Genomic DNA, 20,076 nt, shown 5'->3' on the forward strand with positions numbered 1-20,076 from the left:
AATCCGGCCCCCGCCGGCGACCCGGCCTCCCGAACACCGGCCGACCGCGAGATCATGTAGGTGACCCATACGAGTCCGGCCAAGGAGAGCGCGATGGGAACGTACGAAGATGTCTTCCGCGCCAGCCTCGAAGCCCCGGAGACCTTCTGGCTGAAGGCGGCGCAGGGCGTCGACTGGGAGGTGGCGCCGTCGCGGGCCCTGGACTCCACGGGCGCCCCCTTCCACCGCTGGTTCCCGGACGGGCGGCTGAACGTCTGCTTCAACGCGCTCGACCGGCACGTCGAGGCCGGCCGGGGCGAGCAGCCCGCGCTCGTCCACGACTCCCCGGTCACCGGCACCCGCCGCACCTACACCTACGCCGCTCTGCGGGACGAGGTGGCGGCCTTCGCCGGAGCGCTCACCCGGCTCGGCGTGGGACACGGCGACCGGGTGGTGATCTACATGCCGATGGTCCCCGAGGCGGCCGTGGCGATGCTGGCCTGCGCCCGCATCGGCGCCGTCCACTCGGTCGTCTTCGGCGGTTTCGCCCCGCCCGAGCTGGCGGTCCGCATCGACGACGCCACCCCCAAGGTGGTCGTCTCCGCCTCCTGCGGCATCGAGGGCAAGCGCGTCATTCCCTACAAGCCGCTGCTGGACCGGGCGATCGAACTCGCCGCCCACAAGCCGGAGAAGTGCGTCGTCCTGCAACGCCCGCAGGCGGAGGCCGAGCTGGGGCCGGACGATCTCGACTGGAACGAGGCGGTCGCAGGCGCCGAGCCGGCCGGCTGCGTCCCGGTGGCCGCGACGGATCCCCTCTACATCCTCTACACCTCCGGAACGACCGGGAAGCCCAAGGGAGTCGTCCGCGACTGCGGCGGCTACACCGTCGCGCTGCGCTGGTCGATGGACGCCGTGTACGACGTGGGACCGGGCGAGACCATGTTCACCGCCTCCGACGTGGGCTGGGTGGTCGGGCACTCGTACATCGTCTACGGGCCGCTGCTGGCGGGCGCCACCACGATCCTGTACGAGGGCAAGCCGGTCGGCACGCCGGACGCCGGCCAGTTCTGGCGGGTGGCCGCCGAGTACCGCGTCAAGTCCATGTTCACGGCGCCGACCGCCTTCCGTGCCATCCGCAAGCAGGACCCGGAGGGCGCCCTCGCCGCCCAGTACGACCTCTCCCACCTGCGCTACCTGTTCCTCGCCGGTGAGCGCCTCGACCCCGAGACCTACCGCTGGGCGAGCGAACTGCTGGACATCCCGGTGATCGACAACTGGTGGCAGACGGAGACCGGCTGGCCCATCGTCGCCAACCCGGTCGGCATCGAGGCGGCCCCCGTCAAACCCGGCTCGCCCACCTTCCCGCTGCCGGGCTGGGACGTCCGGGTCGTCGGGCCCTCGGGGCAGCCGCTCCCGGCGGGCACCGACGGCGCGATCGTCGTGAAGCTGCCCCTGCCGCCCGGCGCCCTGCCCACCCTCTGGAACGACGACGCGCGCTACGTCGCCTCCTACCTCTCCGCCTTCGACGGCTACTACCTCACCGGCGACAGCGGCCACATCGACGAGGACGGCTACGTCTTCGTCATGGGCCGCACCGACGACGTCATCAACGTCGCCGGGCACCGGCTGTCCACCGGCAGCATGGAGGAGGCCCTGGCCTCCCACCCCGACGTCGCCGAGTGCTGCGTCATCGGCGTCGCCGACGCCCTCAAGGGACAGGTGCCGCGCGGCTTCGTCGTGCTGAAGGCGGGCAGCGAGCGGGACGCCGAGGAGGTCGAGGCCGAACTCGTCCAGCTGGTGCGCGAGCGGATCGGCGCCGTCGCCTCCCTCAAGGACGTCGCCGTCGTGCCCGCGCTGCCCAAGACGCGCTCGGGCAAGATCCTGCGCAAGACGATGCGGGGCATCGCCGACGGACAGGAGGAACCCATCCCCTCCACGGTGGACGACCCGAGCGTCATCGAGACGCTCCGCCCGGTCCTGCGCCGCACCGACCAGCCGGGCTGAGCGGGACGCCGCGGCTGTCACGCCAGAAGGCGTTCGACAGCCGTGCGTCCCGCGTCGAGGGCCCCGTCAGCGTCTCTCCGTCACGGGTGAGGCGCCCGACCCGCGGTGAGTCCAGTGCCGGAGGGGCCGAGAGGACGGCCGGATCCGCCCGCTCCGCTCGCTCCGTCCGCTCCGTCCGCTCCGTCCGCGGCGCCGTGTCCGGCGGCGCCGCGGCGGGCAGCCCCGACCGGTCGTAGGCGGTGAGCAGGGCGTCGCCCCCAAGGAGGACGCACGGTCACCGCGGCGCCGGGTCCCGCCGCGGACGGGCGCGGTGCCGGGCGGGAGCGCGGCACGAGCACATGCGTCGCGTCCTGGGCCAGGGCGGTGCGACCCCGCTCCCGCGCAGTTCGTCGCAGGCGATGTCGGCGCCGGAGTCGCCGGCGCCGGCGACGAGCACCCGCTTGCCGCGGAACTCCAGGCCGTCCAGGAAGGTGACTCCGGGCATCCCGGTGGGGGGCTCTCCCGCGGTGTCGACGGCTTCCGCATCGACGCCGCCAAGCACATCGCCGAGGACGACCTCGCCGACATCAAGTCCCGTCTGACAACCCGGGCGTGTACTGGAAGCAGGAGACCATCGGCGCGTCCGGCGAGGCGGTCCAGCCGTCCGAGTACTACAACACCGGCGACGTCCAGGAGTTCCACTACGCCTACGACCTCAAGCGGGTCTTCGACAACGAGAAGCTCGCCGAGCTGAAGAACTTCGGCGAGGCCTGGGGCTACGTCCCCAGCGGCAAGGCGTCCGTCTTCGTCGCCAACCACGACACCGAACGCAACGGCGGCACCCTCACCTACAAGGACGGCGCCAACTACACCCTCGCCCACGTGTTCATGCTGGCCTGGCCCCACGGCTCGCCCCGACGTGCACTCCGGCTACGAGTTCAGCGACACCGACGCCGGCGGGCCGAACAACGGCCAGGTGAACGCCTGCTACACCTACGGCTGGAAGTGCCAGCACGCCTGGCGCGAGATCGCGAGCATGGTCAAGTTCCGCAACACGGCCGCCGGGACGGCGGTGACCGACTGGTGGGACAACGGCAACCAGATCGCCTTCGGCCGCGGCGACGAGGCGTACGTCGCCATCAACCACGAGGGCGCCACGCTGAGCCGTACCTTCCAGACCTCCCTGCCCGCAGGCAGCTACTGCGACGTGCAGAGCGGCAAGGGGGTGACGGTCGACTCCTCCGGGCAGTTCACCGCGGCGCTGGGCGCCAACACCGCGCTCGCGCTGCACGTGGGGGCGAAGAACTGCGACACCACCACCCCGCCCGACCCGGCCCCCACCGCCGGCGCCTCCTTCAACGTCGACGCCACCACCCAGTGGGGCGAGAACGTCTACGTCGTCGGCAACACCTCGGCGCTCGGCAACTGGAACACCTCCAGCGCCCTCAAGCATGGACCCGGCGGGCTACCCCGTCTGGAAGCTCGACGTGTCGATGCCCGCGGGAACGTCCTTCGAGTACAAGTACATCCGCAAGGACGCGAACGGCGCGGTCACCTGGGGGAGCGGCTCCAACCGCACGGCCACGGTCCCGTCCGGCTGCGTAATCACGCTGAACGACACCTGGCGAAGCTGACCGCCGCTCCGCCCGGCACGCCCGCGCCGGACCGCCCCGGCACCCGCACCGGACCGCCCCGGCACCCGCACCGGACCGCCCCGTGGTCTCGCCAGCGTCGTCCGCCAGTGACAGGAGCGTGCCTGCCGAGCCCGCCGTCGCGGACGGCGCATTGATTCCTCCGATGTATCTCGGGGTGTCCAGGGTGTTACGGCGGTCTTGCGGATGCCGGCAAGGGGAGCGTCGCGATGATTTCCGGCCGGTGGGCGGGGTTCGTCCACGCCGGGGCTTCCGAGCGAGCAACGCCCTTGGGGGTAACAGCTATGACGAGCCGTCACTATGCCCCGGCCGGGCTCGCAGGGCGCGTGCACCCGAGGGGTCCGTTGCCAGGCGGCCGTAGTGCGTCTACAGTCATGTTGCTGTCATTCCTCCGATGAATTCAGGATGAGGCGTTCAAGCGCGCTCTGGACCCCAGCCCGTGAGCCCATCACGCCTGCGCGAAAGGCACCTATGTGACCGCAACCTCCGCCCGGATCACCGCGGTCGACACCTACGACGTCCGTTTCCCCACCTCCCGGGAGCTGGACGGCTCCGACGCGGTGAACCCGGACCCCGACTACTCGGTCGCGTACGTGGTCCTGCGCACCGACGCCGGCGACGGCCTCGAAGGGCACGGCTTCACCTTCACCATCGGACGCGGCAACGACGTGCAGGTCGCCGCGATCGCGGCCCTCCGTCCCCATCTCGTCGGCCGTTCGGTGGACGAACTGTGCGCCGACCCCGGGACACTGAGCCGGGACCTGATCGGGGACAGCCAACTGCGGTGGCTGGGACCCGAGAAGGGCGTGATGCACATGGCGATCGGGGCTGTCGTCAACGCCGCCTGGGACCTCGCCGCCAAACGGGCCGGACAGCCGTTGTGGCGTCTGCTGGCCCACGCCGATCCGGAATGGCTGGTCTCGCAGGTCGACTTCCGCTACATCGCCGACGCCCTCACCCCCGAAGAGGCCCTCGCCCTGCTGCGCGAGGGCCGCACCGGACTGGCGGACCGGGAATCCGTCCTGCTGGAACGCGGCTACCCGGGCTACACCACGTCACCGGGCTGGCTCGGCTACCCGGACGAGAAGCTCACCCGGCTGGCCAAGCAGGCGGTCGCCGACGGCTTCACCCAGATCAAGCTGAAGGTCGGCGCCGATCTGGCCGACGACATCAGGCGCCTGCGCACCGCCCGGGCCGCCGTCGGCGACGGCGTACGCATCGCGATCGACGCGAACCAGCGCTGGAACGTCGCCGAGGCGGTCGAATGGACCACCGCGCTCGCCGGGTTCGATCCGTACTGGATCGAGGAGCCCACCAGCCCCGACGACGTCCTCGGACACGCCACGATCCGGGCGGCGGTCGCGCCGGTCAGGGTCGCCACCGGCGAGCACGTGCAGAACCGCATCGTCTTCAAGCAGTTGCTGCAGGCCGGGGCCGTCGACGTGCTCCAGATCGACGCGGCGCGGGTCGGCGGTGTCAACGAGAACCTGGCCGTCCTGCTGCTCGCCGCGAAGTTCGGGGTCCCGGTCTGCCCGCACGCCGGCGGGGTGGGCCTGTGCGAACTCGTGCAGCACCTGTCCATGTTCGACTACCTGGCGCTGACCGGCACCACCGAGCACCGGGCCATCGAGTACGTCGACCACCTCCACGAGCACTTCACCGCGCCGGTCGTCATGCGCGAAGGGCATTACACCGCCCCGCTCGCCCCTGGTTTCTCGGCCACCATGCGCCCCGGATCCATCACCGCATACCGTTACCCGGACGGCACGTTCTGGGCCGCCGACCTCGCCGAGCAGGAGGAGCGCGCATGACGGGTCTGACAGGCCTGAAGGCGATCGTCACGGGCGGCGCCTCCGGCATCGGTCTCGCCACCGCCCGGATGCTCGCCGGCCAGGGCGCCTCGGTCGCCGTGCTCGACCTGGACCCCTCCGGCGTGCCCGCGCCGTTGCTCGCCCTGAAGGCCGACGTCGCCGACGACGCCGCGGTGCGCGGCGCCGTCGCCGACGCGGCCGGGCGGCTCGGCGGCCTGGACATCGTCGTCAACAACGCCGGGATCGGCGCGCAGGGCACGGTCGAGGACAACCCCGACGAGCAGTGGCACCGCGTCCTGGACGTGAACGTCCTCGGCATGGTGCGCACCAGCCGGGCCGCCCTGCCGCACCTGCGGCGCTCGTCGAACGCGGCGATCGTCAACACCTGTTCCATCGCGGCCACCGCCGGACTGCCGCAGCGCGCCCTGTACTCCGCCAGCAAGGGCGCGGTCCTCGCACTCACCCTGGCCATGGCCGCGGACCACGTCCGCGAGGGCATCCGCGTCAACTGCGTCAACCCCGGCACCGCCGACACCCCCTGGATCGGGCGGCTGCTCGACGTCGCCGACGACCCCGAGGCCGAGCGCGCCGCCCTGAACGCGCGCCAGCCCATGGGACGCCTGGTCACCGCGGAGGAGGTGGCGGCGGCCGTCGTCTACCTGGCGAGCCCCGCCGCCGCGTCCGTCACCGGCACGGCCCTCGCGGTGGACGGCGGGATGCAGGGTCTCCGGCTGCGTCCGGCGGCCGGCTCGTGAGGACGACGGCGCTGGGCGGATCCGGAGTCCGGGTGACCGAGCTGGCGTTCGGGGCCGCCGGCATCGGAAACCTCTACCGCCCCGCCACCGACGAGGCGGCCGCCGCGACCCCGGAGGCCGCCTGGGACGCCGGCGTCCGGGCCTTCGACACCGCACCCCACTACGGGCTCGGCCTGTCCGAACGCCGCCTGGGCGCCGCCCTGCGCGGCCGGCCCCGGGCGGACTGCACCGTCTCCACCAAGGTCGGACGCCTGCTGGTGCCCGACGACGGCGGCGACGACCTGGCGAACGGCTTCGCGGTGCCGGCGACCCACCCCTGGGCGTGAGCCCCCGCACCACCCCACGCCTCACAGCGACGCCGCGCCGGCGGATCAGCCGGCGCGGCCGAGCCCGTTCTCGCAGCGGTGACCGCTCGGGTCCGGGGCGGACAAGGGGCGGCGGTCCCGGCGGGCGGTCCGGCCGGAAACATGCCGTCTCGGCCGCCCCACGGGGCATGATGCGGGGCCAGAGCCCGTGACGGTCCGACCCTGGGTGGAGCGATGTGCTGGAGTGCGACGGCCGACCTCGTGGCGGGGACCGGGATCGCCGCCGTGGGGGTGGCCTCGGCGGCGCGCTCGCACCGGGCCCGCGACCTGCCGCTGGCCGCGCTGCCGCTGCTGCTCGGCGCCCACCAGCTCGTCGAGGCGGCGGTCTGGCACGCGGGCGGGGGCACCGGCCCCGCCACCGTGGCCTGGGCGGTGATCGCCCTGCCCCTGCTGGCGGTGTGGGTGCCGGCCGGTGTGCTGTGCGCCGCGCCGCGCCGGGCCAAGCGCCGGCTGATCCTCCCGGCCGTGACCGGTGCCGTGACCGCCGCTGTCCTGGCGTACGCCCTCGCCACCCGTCCGGTCCGGGCCGAGATCCGCGGCCACACCGTCGGCTACGCCCTCGGCCTGCCGCACCCGCAGCTGCTCGTCGCGGGGTATCTCGTGGCGACCGTGGGCGCGCTGCTGCTGTCCGGCGACCGCCGCCTGCGCGTCCTCGGCGTCCTCGCGGGCGCCGGTGCGGCCGTCTGCTGGGCGCTGTGGCGACTGGAGTTCGTCTCGACCTGGTGCGCGTTCGCGGCGCTGTGCTCGGTGGTCCTGTGGGGATGGGCGGGCGGGCCGCGGCCGGCGCGCTGACCGGCGGTCCGCCGACGCGGCGGCCAGGACCCGGCGGGTGCCCGTCAGCCCTCGCTGCCGCTGCCCAGCAGCCCGACCCAGCTTTCGGCGAGCACCTCGATCAGCTGCTCGCGCTCCGTGCCCCAGCGCTCCCGCGTCCAGTTGCGTGCCGCGTGGTCGAGCTGGGCGATCGCGAGGACGCCCCGCGTGTGGCGGCTCTCCGGAGTGAAGCGCCCGGCCTGGTCGAGGCCGTCCTCGACGTCGCCGATGGCCTCCTCGATCCACGCGTCCACCAGCCCGCGCAGCTCCGGGTCGGCGGCGGCCGCCTCGAACGCGGCGTTGAGGTAGGGGCGGGCCGTGTCCCAGCGGCTGGAGATGTCGAGCAGCCACCGGGTGATCGCCTGACGGCTGCCGTCGGCGACGACCGCGACCAGATCGCGCGCGGTGGAGCCGTGGGTGGGGGAGGCGATGCGTTCCAGCAGCTCGTTCAGCTCGCCGATCAGCGCCCGCATCAGGTCACTGCGGGACGGGAAGTACGCGTAGAACGTCACCCGTGTGGTGCCCGCCGCGGCCGCGATGTCGTCGACCGTGGTGGCCGCGTACCCCTTCGTACGGAACAGCTCCAGCGCCGTGCTCAGCAGGAGCTTCCGCGTCATCTGCTTCTGGGCCTCACGCAGACCGGCCATCTCAGGCCACCCCCCGCCCGGACGGGGACGGTACGGCGGGGCGTGAGGGGACCGGTCGGTGCGTCATACCCAGATCCTAGCCCGGGGGACAAGAGACCTGGCGGCGCGACCGTTCTCCGTACGCATCGAACGGTTCGTTGCCGTGCCGTAAAGGCTTCCGGGGTGCGGCGGGCGGCCGCCGGCCGCCGTCCTACCGGCCCCGGTCGCGCTCGACGATCGCGGCGAGGTACCCCCGCAGCATGACCTTCGCCTCCTCCAGGATGCCCGCGTCGCCCTCGGCGTCCCGGCGGAAGGCCTCCTGGGAGAGCGCGTCGGCGGCGAGCACCGCGGCGTGGCAGGCGCGGGCGAGGGACTCGCCGTCGGCGACGCCCAGCGCGAGCAGCACCCGGCGGAGCCCGTCGGCCATGCGGCGTTTGTGCTCGCGGTCCGCCGCCCGGGTCCGCTCGGTCAGGCCGCTGCCGAACCACAGCGCCCGGAACCCGTGCTCCGAGCGGTAGAGCGCGGCGAAGGCGTCCACCAGCACCCCCACCGGGTCCTCCCACCGCTGCGCGGCCGCGGACTCGGCGAAGCCGTCCATGACCGACTCCAGCTTGGTGAAGTACCCGGCCGCGAGGGCGTCGATGATCGCGTCACGGTCGGGCAGGTACTGGTACAGCGACCCGATGGACACCTTCGCCTCCGCGGCCACCCGGGTCGTGGTGAGCGCCTCGACGCCCTCCTCGACCAGGACACGCTCCGCGGCCTGCAGAACCCGGGCCAACCGCGCCCTGCTGCGCGCCTGTTGGGGTCTGCGGCGCAGCGGAGCGCCCCCCTCGAGTCCGTCGAGACCCGCGGTCGGCTCTCCCACGAGAACAACCTCCGAACGTGAACATGACTTTGTTTCAGGTTTAGGCTACGGTCGCGCCCATGACCGACTCAAGCGCGGCCCCCGACCGGGAGCGGGCCGCCGTGGCGGGCGCCTGCCGCCGCCTCGGGGCCGAAGGTCTGCTCATCGGCACGGCCGGGAATGTCAGCGTAAGGGTGGGGGAGCGGGTCGCGGTCAGCGCGACCGGAGCGGTGCTGGCCGACCTCACCCCGGACCAGGTGACCGTGGTCGACCTGGACGGCAGGATCGTGGCCGGGCCCCTGGAGCCGACCTCGGAGCTGGACCTGCACCTCGGTGTCTACCGGTGCTACGGCGCCGGTGCGGTCGTCCACACCCACGCCCCGATGGCCACCGCCCTGTCCTGCGTCCTCGACGAACTGCCCTGTTTCCATTATCAGTTGCTCGCCCTCGGCGGCACCGTGCGGGTCGCGCCGTACGCCACCTTCGGCACCCCGGAGCTGGCCGCGTGCGTGGTCGCCGCCCTGGAGGGCCGCAGCGCCGCCCTCATGGCCAACCACGGCGCGCTCACCCACGCGCCGAGCCTCGACAAGGCGGTCGAGCACGCCCTGCTGCTGGAGTGGGCGTGCGGGGTCTACCAGCGCGCGGCCGCGCTCGGCCGGCCCCGCGTCCTCGACGAAGGTCAGCAGCTCGCGGTGATCGAGGCCGCGCTCGCCCGTGACTACGGCACCACCCACCCCGTACCGCCGGCGCAGGAGGGACAGCGATGAACGTCGTCACGATGGGCGTGCACGTACTGGACGTGCTGGTGCGGCCGGTGGAGGAGATACCCCGGGGGCAGGGCGCGACCCTCGTCGAGGACATCAGGCTGACCGCCGCCGGGACGGCCGCCGGGACCGCGCTCACCCTCGCCAAGCTGGGCGCCTCGGTGCGCACGGCCGGGGCGATCGGCGCCGATCCCACCGGCGACCTGCTGTCGCTGTTGCTGGAGCGGGCCGGCGTGGACACCGGCCTCCTGGTCCGCCGCGCCGGCACCTCCACCTCCGCGAGCGTGCTGCCCATCCGCCCCAACGGCGACCGCCCCTCCCTGCACCTCCTCGGCGCCAACATCACCTACGGCCTCGACGACGTGCCCTGGGACGCGGTCGCCGGAGCCGGCCACCTCCACCTGGGCGGACCCGAGCTGATCGGCGCCGACGTCGCCGCGCGCGTTCTGGCGCACGCCAAGGAGCACGGCGTGGTCACCTCCGTCGACCTCCTCGCGCCCGGCGAACTCGGCACCTTCGACCAGATCGAGGCGGTGCTGCCGTACGTCGACCACCTGCTGCCCAACGACGACCAGGTCCTCGGCTTCAGCGGGGAGACCGACGTCGTGACCGGCGCGAGGAAGTTCCTCGACGCGGGCGCGGGCGCCGTCGCGGTGACGTGCGGCGCGGACGGCGCGCTGCTGGTGACGGCGCGGGGCACGCGGCCCGTGCCGGCCTTCGACATCGACGTCGTCGACACCACCGGCTGCGGTGACGCGTTCTCGGCGGGCTACCTGCGCGGGGTGAGCCTGGGGCGCCCCCTGAGCGAGGCCGCCGTCCTCGGCAGCGCCGCCGCGGCCCTCGTCGCGCAGGGACTCGGCAGCGATCACGGCGACTTCGACCTGGCCGCCGCCGACGAGTTCGCCGCCACCCATGAGCGCCGCGCGTGAGCCGATCCCGCGCGTGAGCCGACTCCGGGCGTGAGCCGACTCCGGGCGTGAGCCGACGCCGCGAGGGCAGAAGCGGGGTGGGAGGCGGCGCGTCCGCCGTCCCTCACCGCGCACCGCCGACTTCCCTAAAGGAGGTGCTAGCCTGCCTAAAAATATTAGGCAGGCTGCCGTCGACCGAAGGGATGCCCATGGCCCGCGCGGGGCTGTCCGCGGAACGTCTGACGCAGGCCGGTGCCGAACTGGCCGACGAGGCCGGGTTCGACCAGGTGACCGTCTCGGCGCTCGCCCGCCGGTTCGACGTCAAGGTCGCCAGCCTGTACTCGCACGTGCGCAACTCCCAGGACCTCCGGACCCGGATCGCCCTGCTCGCGCTGGAGGAGATGGCCGACCGCGCGTCCGACGCGCTCGCCGGACGGGCCGGCAAGGACGCCCTGACGGCACTCGCCGACGTCTACCGCGACTACGCCCGGGAACACCCGGGCCGCTACGCGGCGGCCCAGCTCAGGCTCGACCCGTCGACGGCGGCCGCGAGCGCGGGCGTGCGGCACGCGCAGATGACGCGGGCCGTCCTGCGCGGCTACGACCTCGCCGAACCGGACCAGACCCACGCGGTCCGGCTCCTGGGCAGCGTCTTCCACGGCTACGTCAGCCTCGAACTGGGCGGCGGGTTCAGCCACAGCGCCCCCGACACCCAGGAGACCTGGACCCGGATCCTGGACGCCCTCGACACCGTGCTGCGCGACTGGCCGCCCGCCACCTGACCCGGGTCAGGACCAGGCACCCCTTTCCCGACGCGACCCACAGGCTGAGGCAATGGCGATGCACACCACTGACAACTGGACCACCACGCCCATCACGGCGGACCTCCTGCGCGGCGCCCTCGACCTGGAGCGCACCGAGCACGGCCTGCTGCCCCACCGGCTGCCCGCCCGGGCCCGCGCCCAGAACACCGACGCCCAGCTCGCCATGGCCGAGTCCCAGCCCTCCGGCGTCCGGCTGGCCTTCCGCACCCGGGCCACCGCCGTCGAGCTCGACGTCCTGCGCACCAAACGCGTCTACGTGGGCGCCCCGCCCCGCCCCGACGGCGTGTACGAACTGCTCGTCGACGGCCGACCGGCCGGCCGCGCCGAGTCGACGGGCGGCAACACCCTCACCGTCGACATGGTGACCGGCACCACCGAGCACCGGCCCGGGACGCCGGCCACCCTGGCCTTCACCGGCCTGCCCGGTCACGAAAAGGACGTCGAGATCTGGCTGCCGCACAACGAGACCACCGAACTCGTCGCCCTGCGCACCGACGCGCCCGCCGAACCCGTACCGGACCGCGGCCGTCGGGTGTGGCTGCACCACGGCAGCTCGATCAGCCACGGCTCCGACGCCGCCGGTCCCACCGGCATCTGGCCCGCGCACGCCGCCCGGCTGGCCGGTGTGGAACTGGTCAACCTGGGCCTGGGCGGCAGCGCCGTGCTCGACCCCTTCACCGCCCGCGCCATGCGCGACACCCCCGCCGACCTGATCAGCGTCAAGCTGGGGATCAACCTGGTCAACCTCGACCTGATGCGCCTGCGTGCCTTCGCCCCGGCCGTCCACGGCTTCCTCGACACCGTCCGGGAGGGACACCCCACCACCCCGCTGCTGGTCGTCTCGCCGATCCTGTGCCCCATGCACGAGGACACCCCCGGTCCCGCCGCGCCCGACCTCGCCGACGGCCGGCTGCGGTTCGTCGCCATGGGCGACCCGGCGGAGCGCGCGAGCGGGAAGCTGACCCTGAACGTCATCCGCGAGGAACTGGCCAGGATCGTCGCACAGCGGACGGCGGAGGACCCCCACCTGCACCACCTCGACGGCCGCGCACTCTACGGCGAGGCCGACGCGGCCGAACTCCCGCTGCCCGACCAGCTCCACCCGGACGCCGCCACCCACCGCCTGATCGGCGAACGCTTCGCCGCCCTGGCCTTCACCGCCGACGGCCCCTTCGGCACCCCCGACGCCTGAACCCGCCCGCCCGCCCGCCGCCCGGCAGCCGGGGCGGCCTTCCGCGGCAGCCGCCCTAGCGGGGCAGCGACGGCGCCGGGATCAGGCCGAGCCGCTGCGCGCGCAACACCGTGCTGATGCGGTCGCGGGTGCCGAGCTTGCGGTAGATGTTCTCCACGTGCTTGTGCACCGTCCGGTCCGAGATGCCGAGCCGTCGGCCGATCGCGGCGGCGGTCAGGGCGTCCGCGAGCAGCAGCAGGACGGTCGTCTCGCGGGGCGTCAGGGCACAGGACTCCGCCGCCTCCTGGGCGGAGCCCGCGGCGCCGCCCGGACGGGCCGACCGCTGCCAGTGTTCCAGCAGCTGCCGCTGCTGCTCGACGGCCGACAGCAGCGGCTGCATCTGACCGGCGATGCGCAGGTGGTCGTCGGTGAAGTCCGTGCCGGAGCGGTAGACCATGCAACCGGTGATCGGGTTCGACGTTCCGGGCAGCGGGATCGCCAGGACGTGGTCCATGTCCATGACGTCGTCGATGAGACGCGCGGTCCGGCTCGACGACCAGGCGCGGCCGGCCGCGCGGCGGGCGGTGAGCGGTGACCGGTCCGGACCGCTCGCGTAGTGGTGCGCGAACGGGAACCCCGCCCGCAGGATGCCCATGTCCTCCTCGCCGAGCCGGTCGAACTCGGCGGCGACCCCGGGCGACGTGCCGACCGTGCCCGCGCGCTCGCTCCAGTCGTCCAGCTTGTAGACCAGGGTCTCGCCGCCGCACAGGCCGGGCAGCGCGGCCGTCAGCAACGGCCACAGCCGTTCCGGCTGCCGCTCGTGCAGCGCGGCGACCGCCACCGACAGCATGCGCTCGTAGGCCCTGGCCTCGCCCAGCCCCTGTGCCACGTTCCCTCTCCGCTCGTCCGCCGCGTACGCAGTTGTACCCATACCGGCGTCGTCAAGCATTGCTCAGACTTCAACCGAGCAACAGCGACGTTCTCGGATGAACTCCAGCACATCGGCGCTGCGGCGGCCACGGTGGGGGAGGCCGGGCAGGAGGGGGCCCGGCCTCCGCCCCCGGATCCGACGGCCGGTGGGCGACGTCCGGAACGTGTCATCACGCCTCGCGGACATGGCCGCGGCGTGGGCGATCGCCGTCCGCGCGCGGCCGCGCGGATCCCGCGCGGGCCGCCGGCACGGGGGACCGGCGGCCCGCACGGCGCGGGAGGGCGCTACGCCGGGCGCACGGCGATGCGGATCGCCGACTCCCCTGCGTAGAAGACCGATTCCTCGCGCACGTAGGTGCCCGGACCCGGCGCGTGGATCATCGTGCCGCCGCCGGTGCAGAGGCCGACGTGGGTGAAGTGATCGTAGAAGAAGACCAGGTCACCGGGCCGGGCCTCGGCGAGCGGGACCACCGTGCCCGCGTTCGCCTGCTCGGACGCGGTACGCGGCAGGGCCACCCCGGCGGCCTTCCACGCGGCCTGGATGAGTCCGGCGTCGTCGTACGACCCCGGGCCGGCCGCTCCCCACAGGCACGGCCTGCCGATCTGCGCGCGGGCGAAGGCGACCGCCCGCTCGGCCTTCGTGACAGGACCGGCGTCCGGGGTGGCGGGGACGGGCAGGACACCCGTGTCCAGGACGCTCGGCTGCAGCAGCCGCCACTCCTCCTCCGCGCGGCGGGCCTGCTGCGCCGGGTCGGTCCACGGGGCCGCGGCGGGTTCGGCCGTGATCGCCGCGACGGGCGCGGCCTGCGGGACCGCGTACCGGGCCAGCGACTCGCGGGCGGCGGCGAGCTTGCGCCGGTTCCGCTCCTTGGCCACGCCCAGCCCGGCCTGCCTGACCCCGGCCGACGCGGCGCCCGTCCCGGCGTGCGGTGCCGCGGCCGCCGCGACTTCCGCACCTGCCACGGCGTGCGGTGCCGCGGCCGACGCGGTGGTCGGCCGACTCTGCTGCATGCCGGTTGTCGTGGTGCCGGCCATGGTCCGCTGCGCGCCTGCCGGAGTGGCGCCCAGCCGGCTCTGCTGCGTGCCGGTCGCCAGGACGCCGGCCCAGCTCTGCTGCGGTCCGGGCGCCGTGGTGTCGGCCCAGGTCTGGAGTGGTGCGGTCGCCGTGGTGTCGGCCCAGGTCTGGAGTGGTGCGGTCGCCGTGGTGTCGGCCCAGGTCTGGAGCGGTCCGGTCGGCGTTGGGTCCGGCGCGATCCCCAGTGGTCCGGTCGCCGTCGGGTCCGGCCAGTTCTGTTGCGGGGCAGGCCAGTCCTGTTGCGCGCCGCCCGTCGAGGGCAGGGCCACGGGCAGGGCGGGGGCGGTCTGTGCCCGGGGCTCGGGCACGGGCGGAGCGGCCTCCCGTCCGGCCGCGGGCCCCGCGGTCAGTTCCGCCGCCGGCCGGGAGGCCGGTCCGGCCGGGAGTTCCGGGACGGGCCGCTGCTCACGCCCGCGTTCCAGGGCGGCCTCCGCCGGTCGAGCGGGCCTCGACTGCGCCGGGCGGGCCGGTGCCCGGCCGGCCGGCAGCGCGGCCGGCACCGTCGGCCCCAGTGACGCACGCGCCACGTCGAACCACTTCCGCGCGACCTCGTCGAGAGCGGCATCGGTACGCCTGCGGCCCTCGCCGCCCGCCGAGGCGGCACGCCCGCGCCTCCGCGCCGTCATCGCCCGCGTCGCGTTGAAGGTTCCGGTGTCCCTCTCGGCCCGGTCGTACAGCATGCGTACCCGCTGCTGGACCTCTTCGAGGCTCGGGCCGTCGCCGTCCGCTCCGGGCGCGGCCGTTGCGACAGCGGAGTCGCGCATGCCGGGGAGGCCGAGGCCGTCCGCGCGCGGGGTGCGTTCCGGCGCCATGGGAGCCGTACTCCTTCCGTGCTCCGCCCACCGGGTCGGCGGCGGGGGTTCCCGGGCCGTCAGGCCCTGGCAGAGGGCTCGGGCGGTCGACGGAAGGCTTGCCCTACGACCCTGCCGCTACGGGCGGTCGGGCCGCCCCAGTCGTTCGGTCGGGTTCCCGGCTCCGGCTGCCACGCGGCGCACCGGACTCGGCGGAGGCCGCCCGACCCGGCGCGGTTCGCCGGAGGCAGTCGAGCAGCCCGGGCGTCAACTTAGCCAACTTGTGCACCTCGTGTGAAGATTGGCGCACGGAATGTCCGATACGCTTTTGTGACCTTTCCGTTGATGAACCGTCAGGTGAACGGGAGGTGCCCCGACGGTGACGGAACGTGGTGGCGGGGGATGTCAGGAACCGGCCGCGCGCTCGGCGTTCCGCTTCTTGATGCGGGCCGCCTCCTTGCGGACCTCGGCCTGGGTCGCCCGCTCCTTCTCCAGCCACTCCGGGCGTTCCCGCTTGAGTTCCTCGATCTGCTCGGTGGTGAGGGGCTCGGTGACACCGCCGCGGGCCAGCCCCGCGATGGACACGCCGAGCTTCGCCGCGACCACCGGACGGGGGTGCGGGCCCTTGGCCCGCAGCTCGCGCAGCCACTCGGGCGGATCGGCCTGCAACTCGTCGAGGCGGGCGCGCGAGACGGGCCCCTCCCGGAACTCGGCAGGGGTGGCCTCGAGGTACACACCCAGTTTCTTCGCCGCGGTGGCGGGCTTCATGGTCTGGGCGGTCTGGTGCGACTTCATGACGCCCAGGGTATCGATCGGGTGCGGGACCTCCGACCACGGCCGGTAACCTTGCCGACGTGACAGGCACCGAAGCACCCCCCGAGTTCCGGCTTGCGTACGTCCCGGGGGTGACGCCCGCCAAGTGGGTGCGGATCTGGAACGAGCGCCTGCCCGACGTCCCGCTCACCCTCGTCGCCGTGGCGGCCGCCGAGGCGGCCGGTGTCCTGCGCGCCGGTGAGGCCGACGCGGGATTCGTCCGACTGCCGGTCGACCGCACGTACTTCAGCGCGATTCCGCTCTACGCCGAGACGACGGTGGTCGTGGTCCCCAAGGACCATGTGATCACGGCGGCCGACGAGGTCAGCCTCGACGACCTGGCCGACGAGGTGGTTTTCCACCCGCTCGACGACGTCCTCGGCTGGGAGCGGCCGCCGGGGGAGCCCGCGTTCGAGCGCCCGGCCACCACCGCCGACGCCGTCGAGCTGGTCGCCGCGGGCGTGGGCCTGCTCGTCGTCCCCCAGTCTCTGGCCCGCCTGCACCACCGCAGGGACCTCACCTACCGGCCGGTCGTCGACGCGCCCCGCTCGGAGGTCGCCCTGTCCTGGCCGGAGGAGGCCACCACGGACCTGGTCGAGGACTTCATCGGCATCGTCCGCGGCCGTACGGTCAACAGCTCCCGGGGCCGCAGGGCCGCCGAGGAGCCGTCGAAGGACAAGCGCGCCGACAAGCCCGCGCCCCGCCGCAAGCCCGCGCCGGCGAAGGCCACCGGCAGGGCGACGGGCCGCAACCCCAGGACGGGCGCGGGAGGCGCGAAGACCCCGAAGCGCGGAAAGCCCCGCCGCCGCTCGTGACCCGCGCGACAGGCCCCGGCCCACGCACCGGCCGTCCTGCCGCCACACCCGCGCCGACGGGCCGCACCCGCGCCGACGGGCCGCACCCGCGCCGACGGGCCGCACCCGCGCCGACGGGCCGTGCGCGTCGCCGGCCCGGCGCGCGTCGCCGCGCTCGCCGTGCAGCGGGCGGCCCGGGCCGGCCGCGGCGCGCTGTCGAGGATCTCCTTCCGTACCCCGTCCGGCAGCGCGGGGGCCGGGGCGACCTCGATCAGCTGCGGGTGGTGGCGCTGGGCGGTGCAGTCCCGGTCCCACAGGTGGGTGACGGCGCCCGGAGCGTCGCCCGACGACCTGCACACCTCCACATGCCGGGCACACTCCAGCAGCCGCTCCAGGTACGGCTCCGCGCGCCCGAAACCCTGCGGGGCCTCCGAACGCACCGCTCCCAGGCCTCGTCCAGTTCCTCGGGCCGCGGCACGACGCGAAGGCCGCGGCCGCCGCCCCCGCCCACCGCTTTGATCATCACGGGCCCGCCCGCCAGCAGCCCCCGTGCCTCCTCGGGGCCCGCCGCACCCCGGCTGCCCGGCAGGACCGGCACGCCCGCCCGCACGGCGAGCGCCCAGGCCCGCACCTTGTCCCCGAAGACCTCCAGCACCTCCGGGGAGGGGCCGACGAAGGTGATCCCGGCCTCGGCGCACCGCCGCGCGAAACCGGCGTCCTCGCTCAGGAACCCGTAGCCCGGATGCAGGCGGTCGCAGCCCGTCTCCCGCGCGGCGGCGAGCAGCGCGTCCGCGTCCAGGCAACCGCTCGTCCGCACGGCCTCGTCGGCCGAACGCGTGTGCGCGTCGTCGCCGTCGGCGTGGACAGCGACGGTACGCAGTCGGCCTCCGCCGCGGCCCGGAGGACGCGCACGGCGACCTCCCCGTGGTTGGCGACGAGCAAGGCGGCAGAGCCCATGAGCGTCCTCCAGGACACGGAGAGCATCGACCGGCCCCGCCATGCTCAGTGACCCTGATGCCCACGCCAATGCGGTCCCGGGGCCCGAATACCGGGTCAGCGGGACGAAACGGACCGGGCCAGCCACTCGTACGCCCCCTGGGCCGTGAACTCCGACTGGCCGCCCCGCAGCAGCAGTCCCGCGGTGCCGAACTCGGGGGCGTCGGCCTGCGCGGCGAGGTAGGGCACCGCGATGCAGCGCATCCCGGCGGCGTGCGCGGCGGCGACACCGGGCGCCGCGTCCTCCACGACCACGCAGTCGGCCGGGGGCGCGCCCAGCCGTCGGGCCGCCTCCAGGAACACGTCCGGCGCGGGCTTGCCGCGGGCGACCTCGTCGGCCGACACGACGGTGCGCAGCCAGGCGTCCAGCCCGGTGCCGGCCAGGACCGCCTCGATCGCGCCGGGCGAGGACCCGGAGGCCACGGCCATCGGCACGCCCTCGTCGGCCAGCAGCTTCACGAACGTGCGCATCTCCGGGTAGGCGGGCGTGGAGATGCGGGCCAGCTCCAGGTAGCGGTCGTTCAGCTCGTCGAGCAGCTCGGCGAGGGGCGCGCGGATGCCGAAGCGCGTCCGCAGCAGCCCGAGCGTCTCCCACGTGCTGAGACCGACGTACCGCTCGTGGTCCTCCCAGGTGAAGCCGGGGACGCCGCGCGCGGCGAGCAGCCGGCGCGACGCCTCGTAGTAGTTCGGCTCGCTGTCCACCAGCGTTCCGTCGAGGTCGAAGATGACCGATACGCCGCCCAGGCCGCTCATGGGGCCAGGATGCCAGACCGTATGGTCTAGACCTGAAGTGATCGGGTGCTGCTACCGTCACCCCGGACGGCACAGGACCGAGAGGGGACACAGCGGTGGCGGACGGCAGCGCGCGGCGGGCGTTCATCGGGTCGTTCACGGCGGCCGGAGGCCCCGGGATCGTGACGGCGGCCGTGGCCCCGGACACCGGCGCGCTGACCTGCCTGAGCGGTACGGCCGGCCTGCCCGACCCCTCGTACCTGGCGGTGGCGCCCGACGGGGAGACGCTGTACGCCGTGAGCGAGACCGACCGCGGCGCGGTGGCCGCGTACCGCGTGAAGGGCGACCGGCTCGAACAGGCCGGGCCGCCGGTGTCCGTCGACGGGAGCGGGCCGACGCACCTCAGCCTCTTCGCCGGTCACGTCCTGACCGCCAACTACGGTTCCGGCAGCGTCACCGCCGTTCCGGTGCGCGCCGACGGCACCCTCGCGCCGGCGGCGTCCGGGGTGCTCCGGCACACCGGCTCGGGCCCGCACGTCCACCGTCAGCAGGGCCCGCACGCGCACCAGGTGCAGCCCGACCCGAGCGGGCGGTGGGCCGTCAGCGTCGACCTCGGCACGGACTCCGTCCGCGTGTGCGCCCTGCGCGACGGCCGCCTCGAACTGCACCGGGAGATCGCCCTGCGTCCCGGCTCCGGACCGCGCCACCTGGCCTTCCACCCGGACGGTGAGCACGCCTACGTCGTCAACGAACTCACGCCCACCGTCACCGCCTGCCGCTGGGACGCCGCCACCGGCTCGGTCCAGCCGCTGACCGAGACGCAGGTGCTGCCCGCCGCTCCCGCCGGGGACGCCTACCCGTCGGGCATCGCCGTCTCTCCCGACGGACGCTTCCTGTGGACCGCCACGCGCGGCGAGGACGTGCTGTCCACGTTCGCCGTCGACGGGGGGCGGCTGCGGCTGCTCGGGACGGTGCCCTGCGGGGGCCGCTGGCCGCGGGCGCTCACCGAGCACGCCGGATTCCTGTACGCCGCCAACGAGCACTCCGGGCGGGTCGTCTGGTTCGCCGTCGATCCGGACACCGGACTGCCGCACCGTCGGGGCTCGGTCGAGGTACCGGCCGTGTCCTGCGTCGCCTTCGGCTGAGCCACCCGCCGGGCGTCGGCCTTTCGTCGGGCGTCGGCCGACCGCCGGGTGGCCGGGTGTCAGCCGACCGTCCGGCCTCGCTCCTCCGTCCAGCCTCGCTCCTCCGCCGGGCCTCGCTCCTCCGCCGGGCCTCGCTCCTCCGCCGGGCCGCGCATCTCCGTCGGGCCTCGGCCGTTCACGGGGCTTTCGTCATCGCCGGGCTTCGGCCGGCCGTTGGAGGAGGCCGCGGTCTGCCGCTGCCGCCCTCCGCTGCCGCTCCCGCCCGGTGCGGGCCGCCGACGCCGAAGGGCCCGCTCCTGGCGCGG

At 74.3% G+C, this 20,076-nt stretch carries 17 protein-coding genes and 3 pseudogenes; 12 read left to right on the forward strand and 8 right to left on the reverse strand.

The annotated features are described in order from the left end of the window. The first annotated feature begins 93 nt into the window (after positions 1–93). The gene (locus tag VKA29_RS10290) at positions 94–1,983 is read left to right on the forward strand and encodes a propionyl-CoA synthetase (RefSeq protein WP_324785017.1); all 1,890 of its coding nucleotides are present in this window, start codon (positions 94–96) and stop codon (positions 1,981–1,983) included. Positions 1,984–2,257: 274 nt separating this feature from the next. On the opposite strand, the gene VKA29_RS10295 is transcribed toward VKA29_RS10290, so the two are convergent. Beyond that, positions 2,258–2,467, reverse strand: a complete 210-nt coding sequence (locus tag VKA29_RS10295; protein WP_324785076.1) for a hypothetical protein — start codon at positions 2,465–2,467, stop codon at positions 2,258–2,260. 12 nt (positions 2,468–2,479) lie between these two features. Here VKA29_RS10295 and VKA29_RS10300 point away from each other — a divergent pair. The 5 genes and pseudogenes from VKA29_RS10300 to VKA29_RS10320 form a co-directional block, all read left to right on the forward strand. Further along, positions 2,480–3,596 (forward strand): annotated as a pseudogene (locus VKA29_RS10300) (carbohydrate-binding module family 20 domain-containing protein); the annotation flags it as partial. 491 nt (positions 3,597–4,087) lie between these two features. Then, entirely contained in the window at positions 4,088–5,425 is a 1,338-nt protein-coding gene (locus tag VKA29_RS10305; RefSeq protein ID WP_324785018.1) for an enolase C-terminal domain-like protein, read from the forward strand. After that, positions 5,422–6,180, forward strand: a complete 759-nt coding sequence (locus VKA29_RS10310) for an SDR family oxidoreductase (RefSeq protein WP_324785019.1) — start codon at positions 5,422–5,424, stop codon at positions 6,178–6,180. Before VKA29_RS10305 ends, VKA29_RS10310 begins: the two co-directional genes overlap by 4 nt. After that, positions 6,177–6,494: pseudogene (locus VKA29_RS10315) on the forward strand (aldo/keto reductase); the annotation flags it as partial. The gene VKA29_RS10310 and the pseudogene VKA29_RS10315, both read left to right, overlap by 4 nt. A gap of 225 nt (positions 6,495–6,719) precedes the next feature. Further along, the gene (locus VKA29_RS10320; protein WP_324785021.1) at positions 6,720–7,337 is read left to right on the forward strand and encodes a DUF6629 family protein; all 618 of its coding nucleotides are present in this window, start codon (positions 6,720–6,722) and stop codon (positions 7,335–7,337) included. A 44-nt stretch (positions 7,338–7,381) separates the two neighbouring features. Here the strand turns inward: VKA29_RS10320 and VKA29_RS10325 are convergent, their stop codons facing one another. After that, positions 7,382–8,002 carry a helix-turn-helix domain-containing protein gene (locus VKA29_RS10325; RefSeq protein ID WP_324785022.1) on the reverse strand — a complete coding sequence of 207 codons (621 nt, stop codon included), beginning with the start codon at positions 8,000–8,002 and terminating at the stop codon, positions 7,382–7,384. 190 nt (positions 8,003–8,192) lie between these two features. Then, positions 8,193–8,849, reverse strand: a complete 657-nt coding sequence (locus VKA29_RS10330) for a TetR family transcriptional regulator (RefSeq protein WP_324785023.1) — start codon at positions 8,847–8,849, stop codon at positions 8,193–8,195. 59 nt (positions 8,850–8,908) lie between these two features. Here VKA29_RS10330 and VKA29_RS10335 point away from each other — a divergent pair, with 59 nt between their 5' ends. The 4 genes from VKA29_RS10335 to VKA29_RS10350 all read left to right on the forward strand — a co-directional run bounded on the left by VKA29_RS10335 (position 8,909) and on the right by VKA29_RS10350 (position 12,516). Further along, the gene (locus VKA29_RS10335) at positions 8,909–9,595 is read left to right on the forward strand and encodes a class II aldolase/adducin family protein (RefSeq protein ID WP_324785024.1); all 687 of its coding nucleotides are present in this window, start codon (positions 8,909–8,911) and stop codon (positions 9,593–9,595) included. Beyond that, on the forward strand, positions 9,592–10,521 hold the full coding sequence (locus tag VKA29_RS10340) for a carbohydrate kinase family protein (RefSeq protein ID WP_324785025.1): 930 nt from the start codon (positions 9,592–9,594) through the stop codon (positions 10,519–10,521). The genes VKA29_RS10335 and VKA29_RS10340 overlap by 4 nt, the downstream gene beginning before the upstream one ends. Positions 10,522–10,709: 188 nt before the next feature. Further along, entirely contained in the window at positions 10,710–11,282 is a 573-nt protein-coding gene (locus VKA29_RS10345) for a TetR/AcrR family transcriptional regulator (protein WP_324785026.1), read from the forward strand. Between the two features lie 58 nt (positions 11,283–11,340). Then, positions 11,341–12,516, forward strand: coding sequence for a GDSL-type esterase/lipase family protein (locus VKA29_RS10350; protein WP_324785027.1), 1,176 nt, complete (start codon positions 11,341–11,343; stop codon positions 12,514–12,516). A gap of 55 nt (positions 12,517–12,571) precedes the next feature. Here the strand turns inward: VKA29_RS10350 and VKA29_RS10355 are convergent, their stop codons facing one another. The 3 genes from VKA29_RS10355 to VKA29_RS10365 form a co-directional block, all read right to left on the reverse strand. Beyond that, positions 12,572–13,345 carry a helix-turn-helix transcriptional regulator gene (locus tag VKA29_RS10355; protein ID WP_324785071.1) on the reverse strand — a complete coding sequence of 258 codons (774 nt, stop codon included), beginning with the start codon at positions 13,343–13,345 and terminating at the stop codon, positions 12,572–12,574. Positions 13,346–13,710: 365 nt separating this feature from the next. Next, positions 13,711–15,312, reverse strand: a complete 1,602-nt coding sequence (locus VKA29_RS10360; RefSeq protein ID WP_324785028.1) for an NlpC/P60 family protein — start codon at positions 15,310–15,312, stop codon at positions 13,711–13,713. Between the two features lie 384 nt (positions 15,313–15,696). After that, complete coding sequence (locus VKA29_RS10365) at positions 15,697–16,086, reverse strand: DUF5997 family protein (RefSeq protein ID WP_324785029.1); 390 nt, start codon at positions 16,084–16,086, stop codon at positions 15,697–15,699. A gap of 59 nt (positions 16,087–16,145) precedes the next feature. On the opposite strand from VKA29_RS10365, the gene VKA29_RS10370 reads away from it, so the two are divergent. Beyond that, positions 16,146–16,919: a LysR family substrate-binding domain-containing protein gene (locus VKA29_RS10370; protein ID WP_324785030.1), complete on the forward strand. Its 774-nt coding sequence runs from the start codon at positions 16,146–16,148 to the stop codon at positions 16,917–16,919. A 227-nt stretch (positions 16,920–17,146) separates the two neighbouring features. Here VKA29_RS10370 and VKA29_RS10380 read toward each other — a convergent pair. Both VKA29_RS10380 and VKA29_RS10385 read right to left on the reverse strand, forming a co-directional pair. Then, positions 17,147–17,898: pseudogene (locus VKA29_RS10380) on the reverse strand (biotin carboxylase N-terminal domain-containing protein); the annotation flags it as partial. 53 nt (positions 17,899–17,951) lie between these two features. Then, entirely contained in the window at positions 17,952–18,647 is a 696-nt protein-coding gene (locus VKA29_RS10385; protein WP_324785032.1) for an HAD family phosphatase, read from the reverse strand. A gap of 95 nt (positions 18,648–18,742) precedes the next feature. On the opposite strand from VKA29_RS10385, the gene VKA29_RS10390 reads away from it, so the two are divergent. Further along, the gene (locus tag VKA29_RS10390; protein ID WP_324785033.1) at positions 18,743–19,771 is read left to right on the forward strand and encodes a lactonase family protein; all 1,029 of its coding nucleotides are present in this window, start codon (positions 18,743–18,745) and stop codon (positions 19,769–19,771) included. The last annotated feature ends 305 nt before the right edge of the window (positions 19,772–20,076 follow it).

This window comes from Streptomyces sp. H51 (assembly GCF_035656535.1).
Taxonomy (GTDB): Bacteria; Actinomycetota; Actinomycetes; order Streptomycetales; family Streptomycetaceae; genus Streptomyces.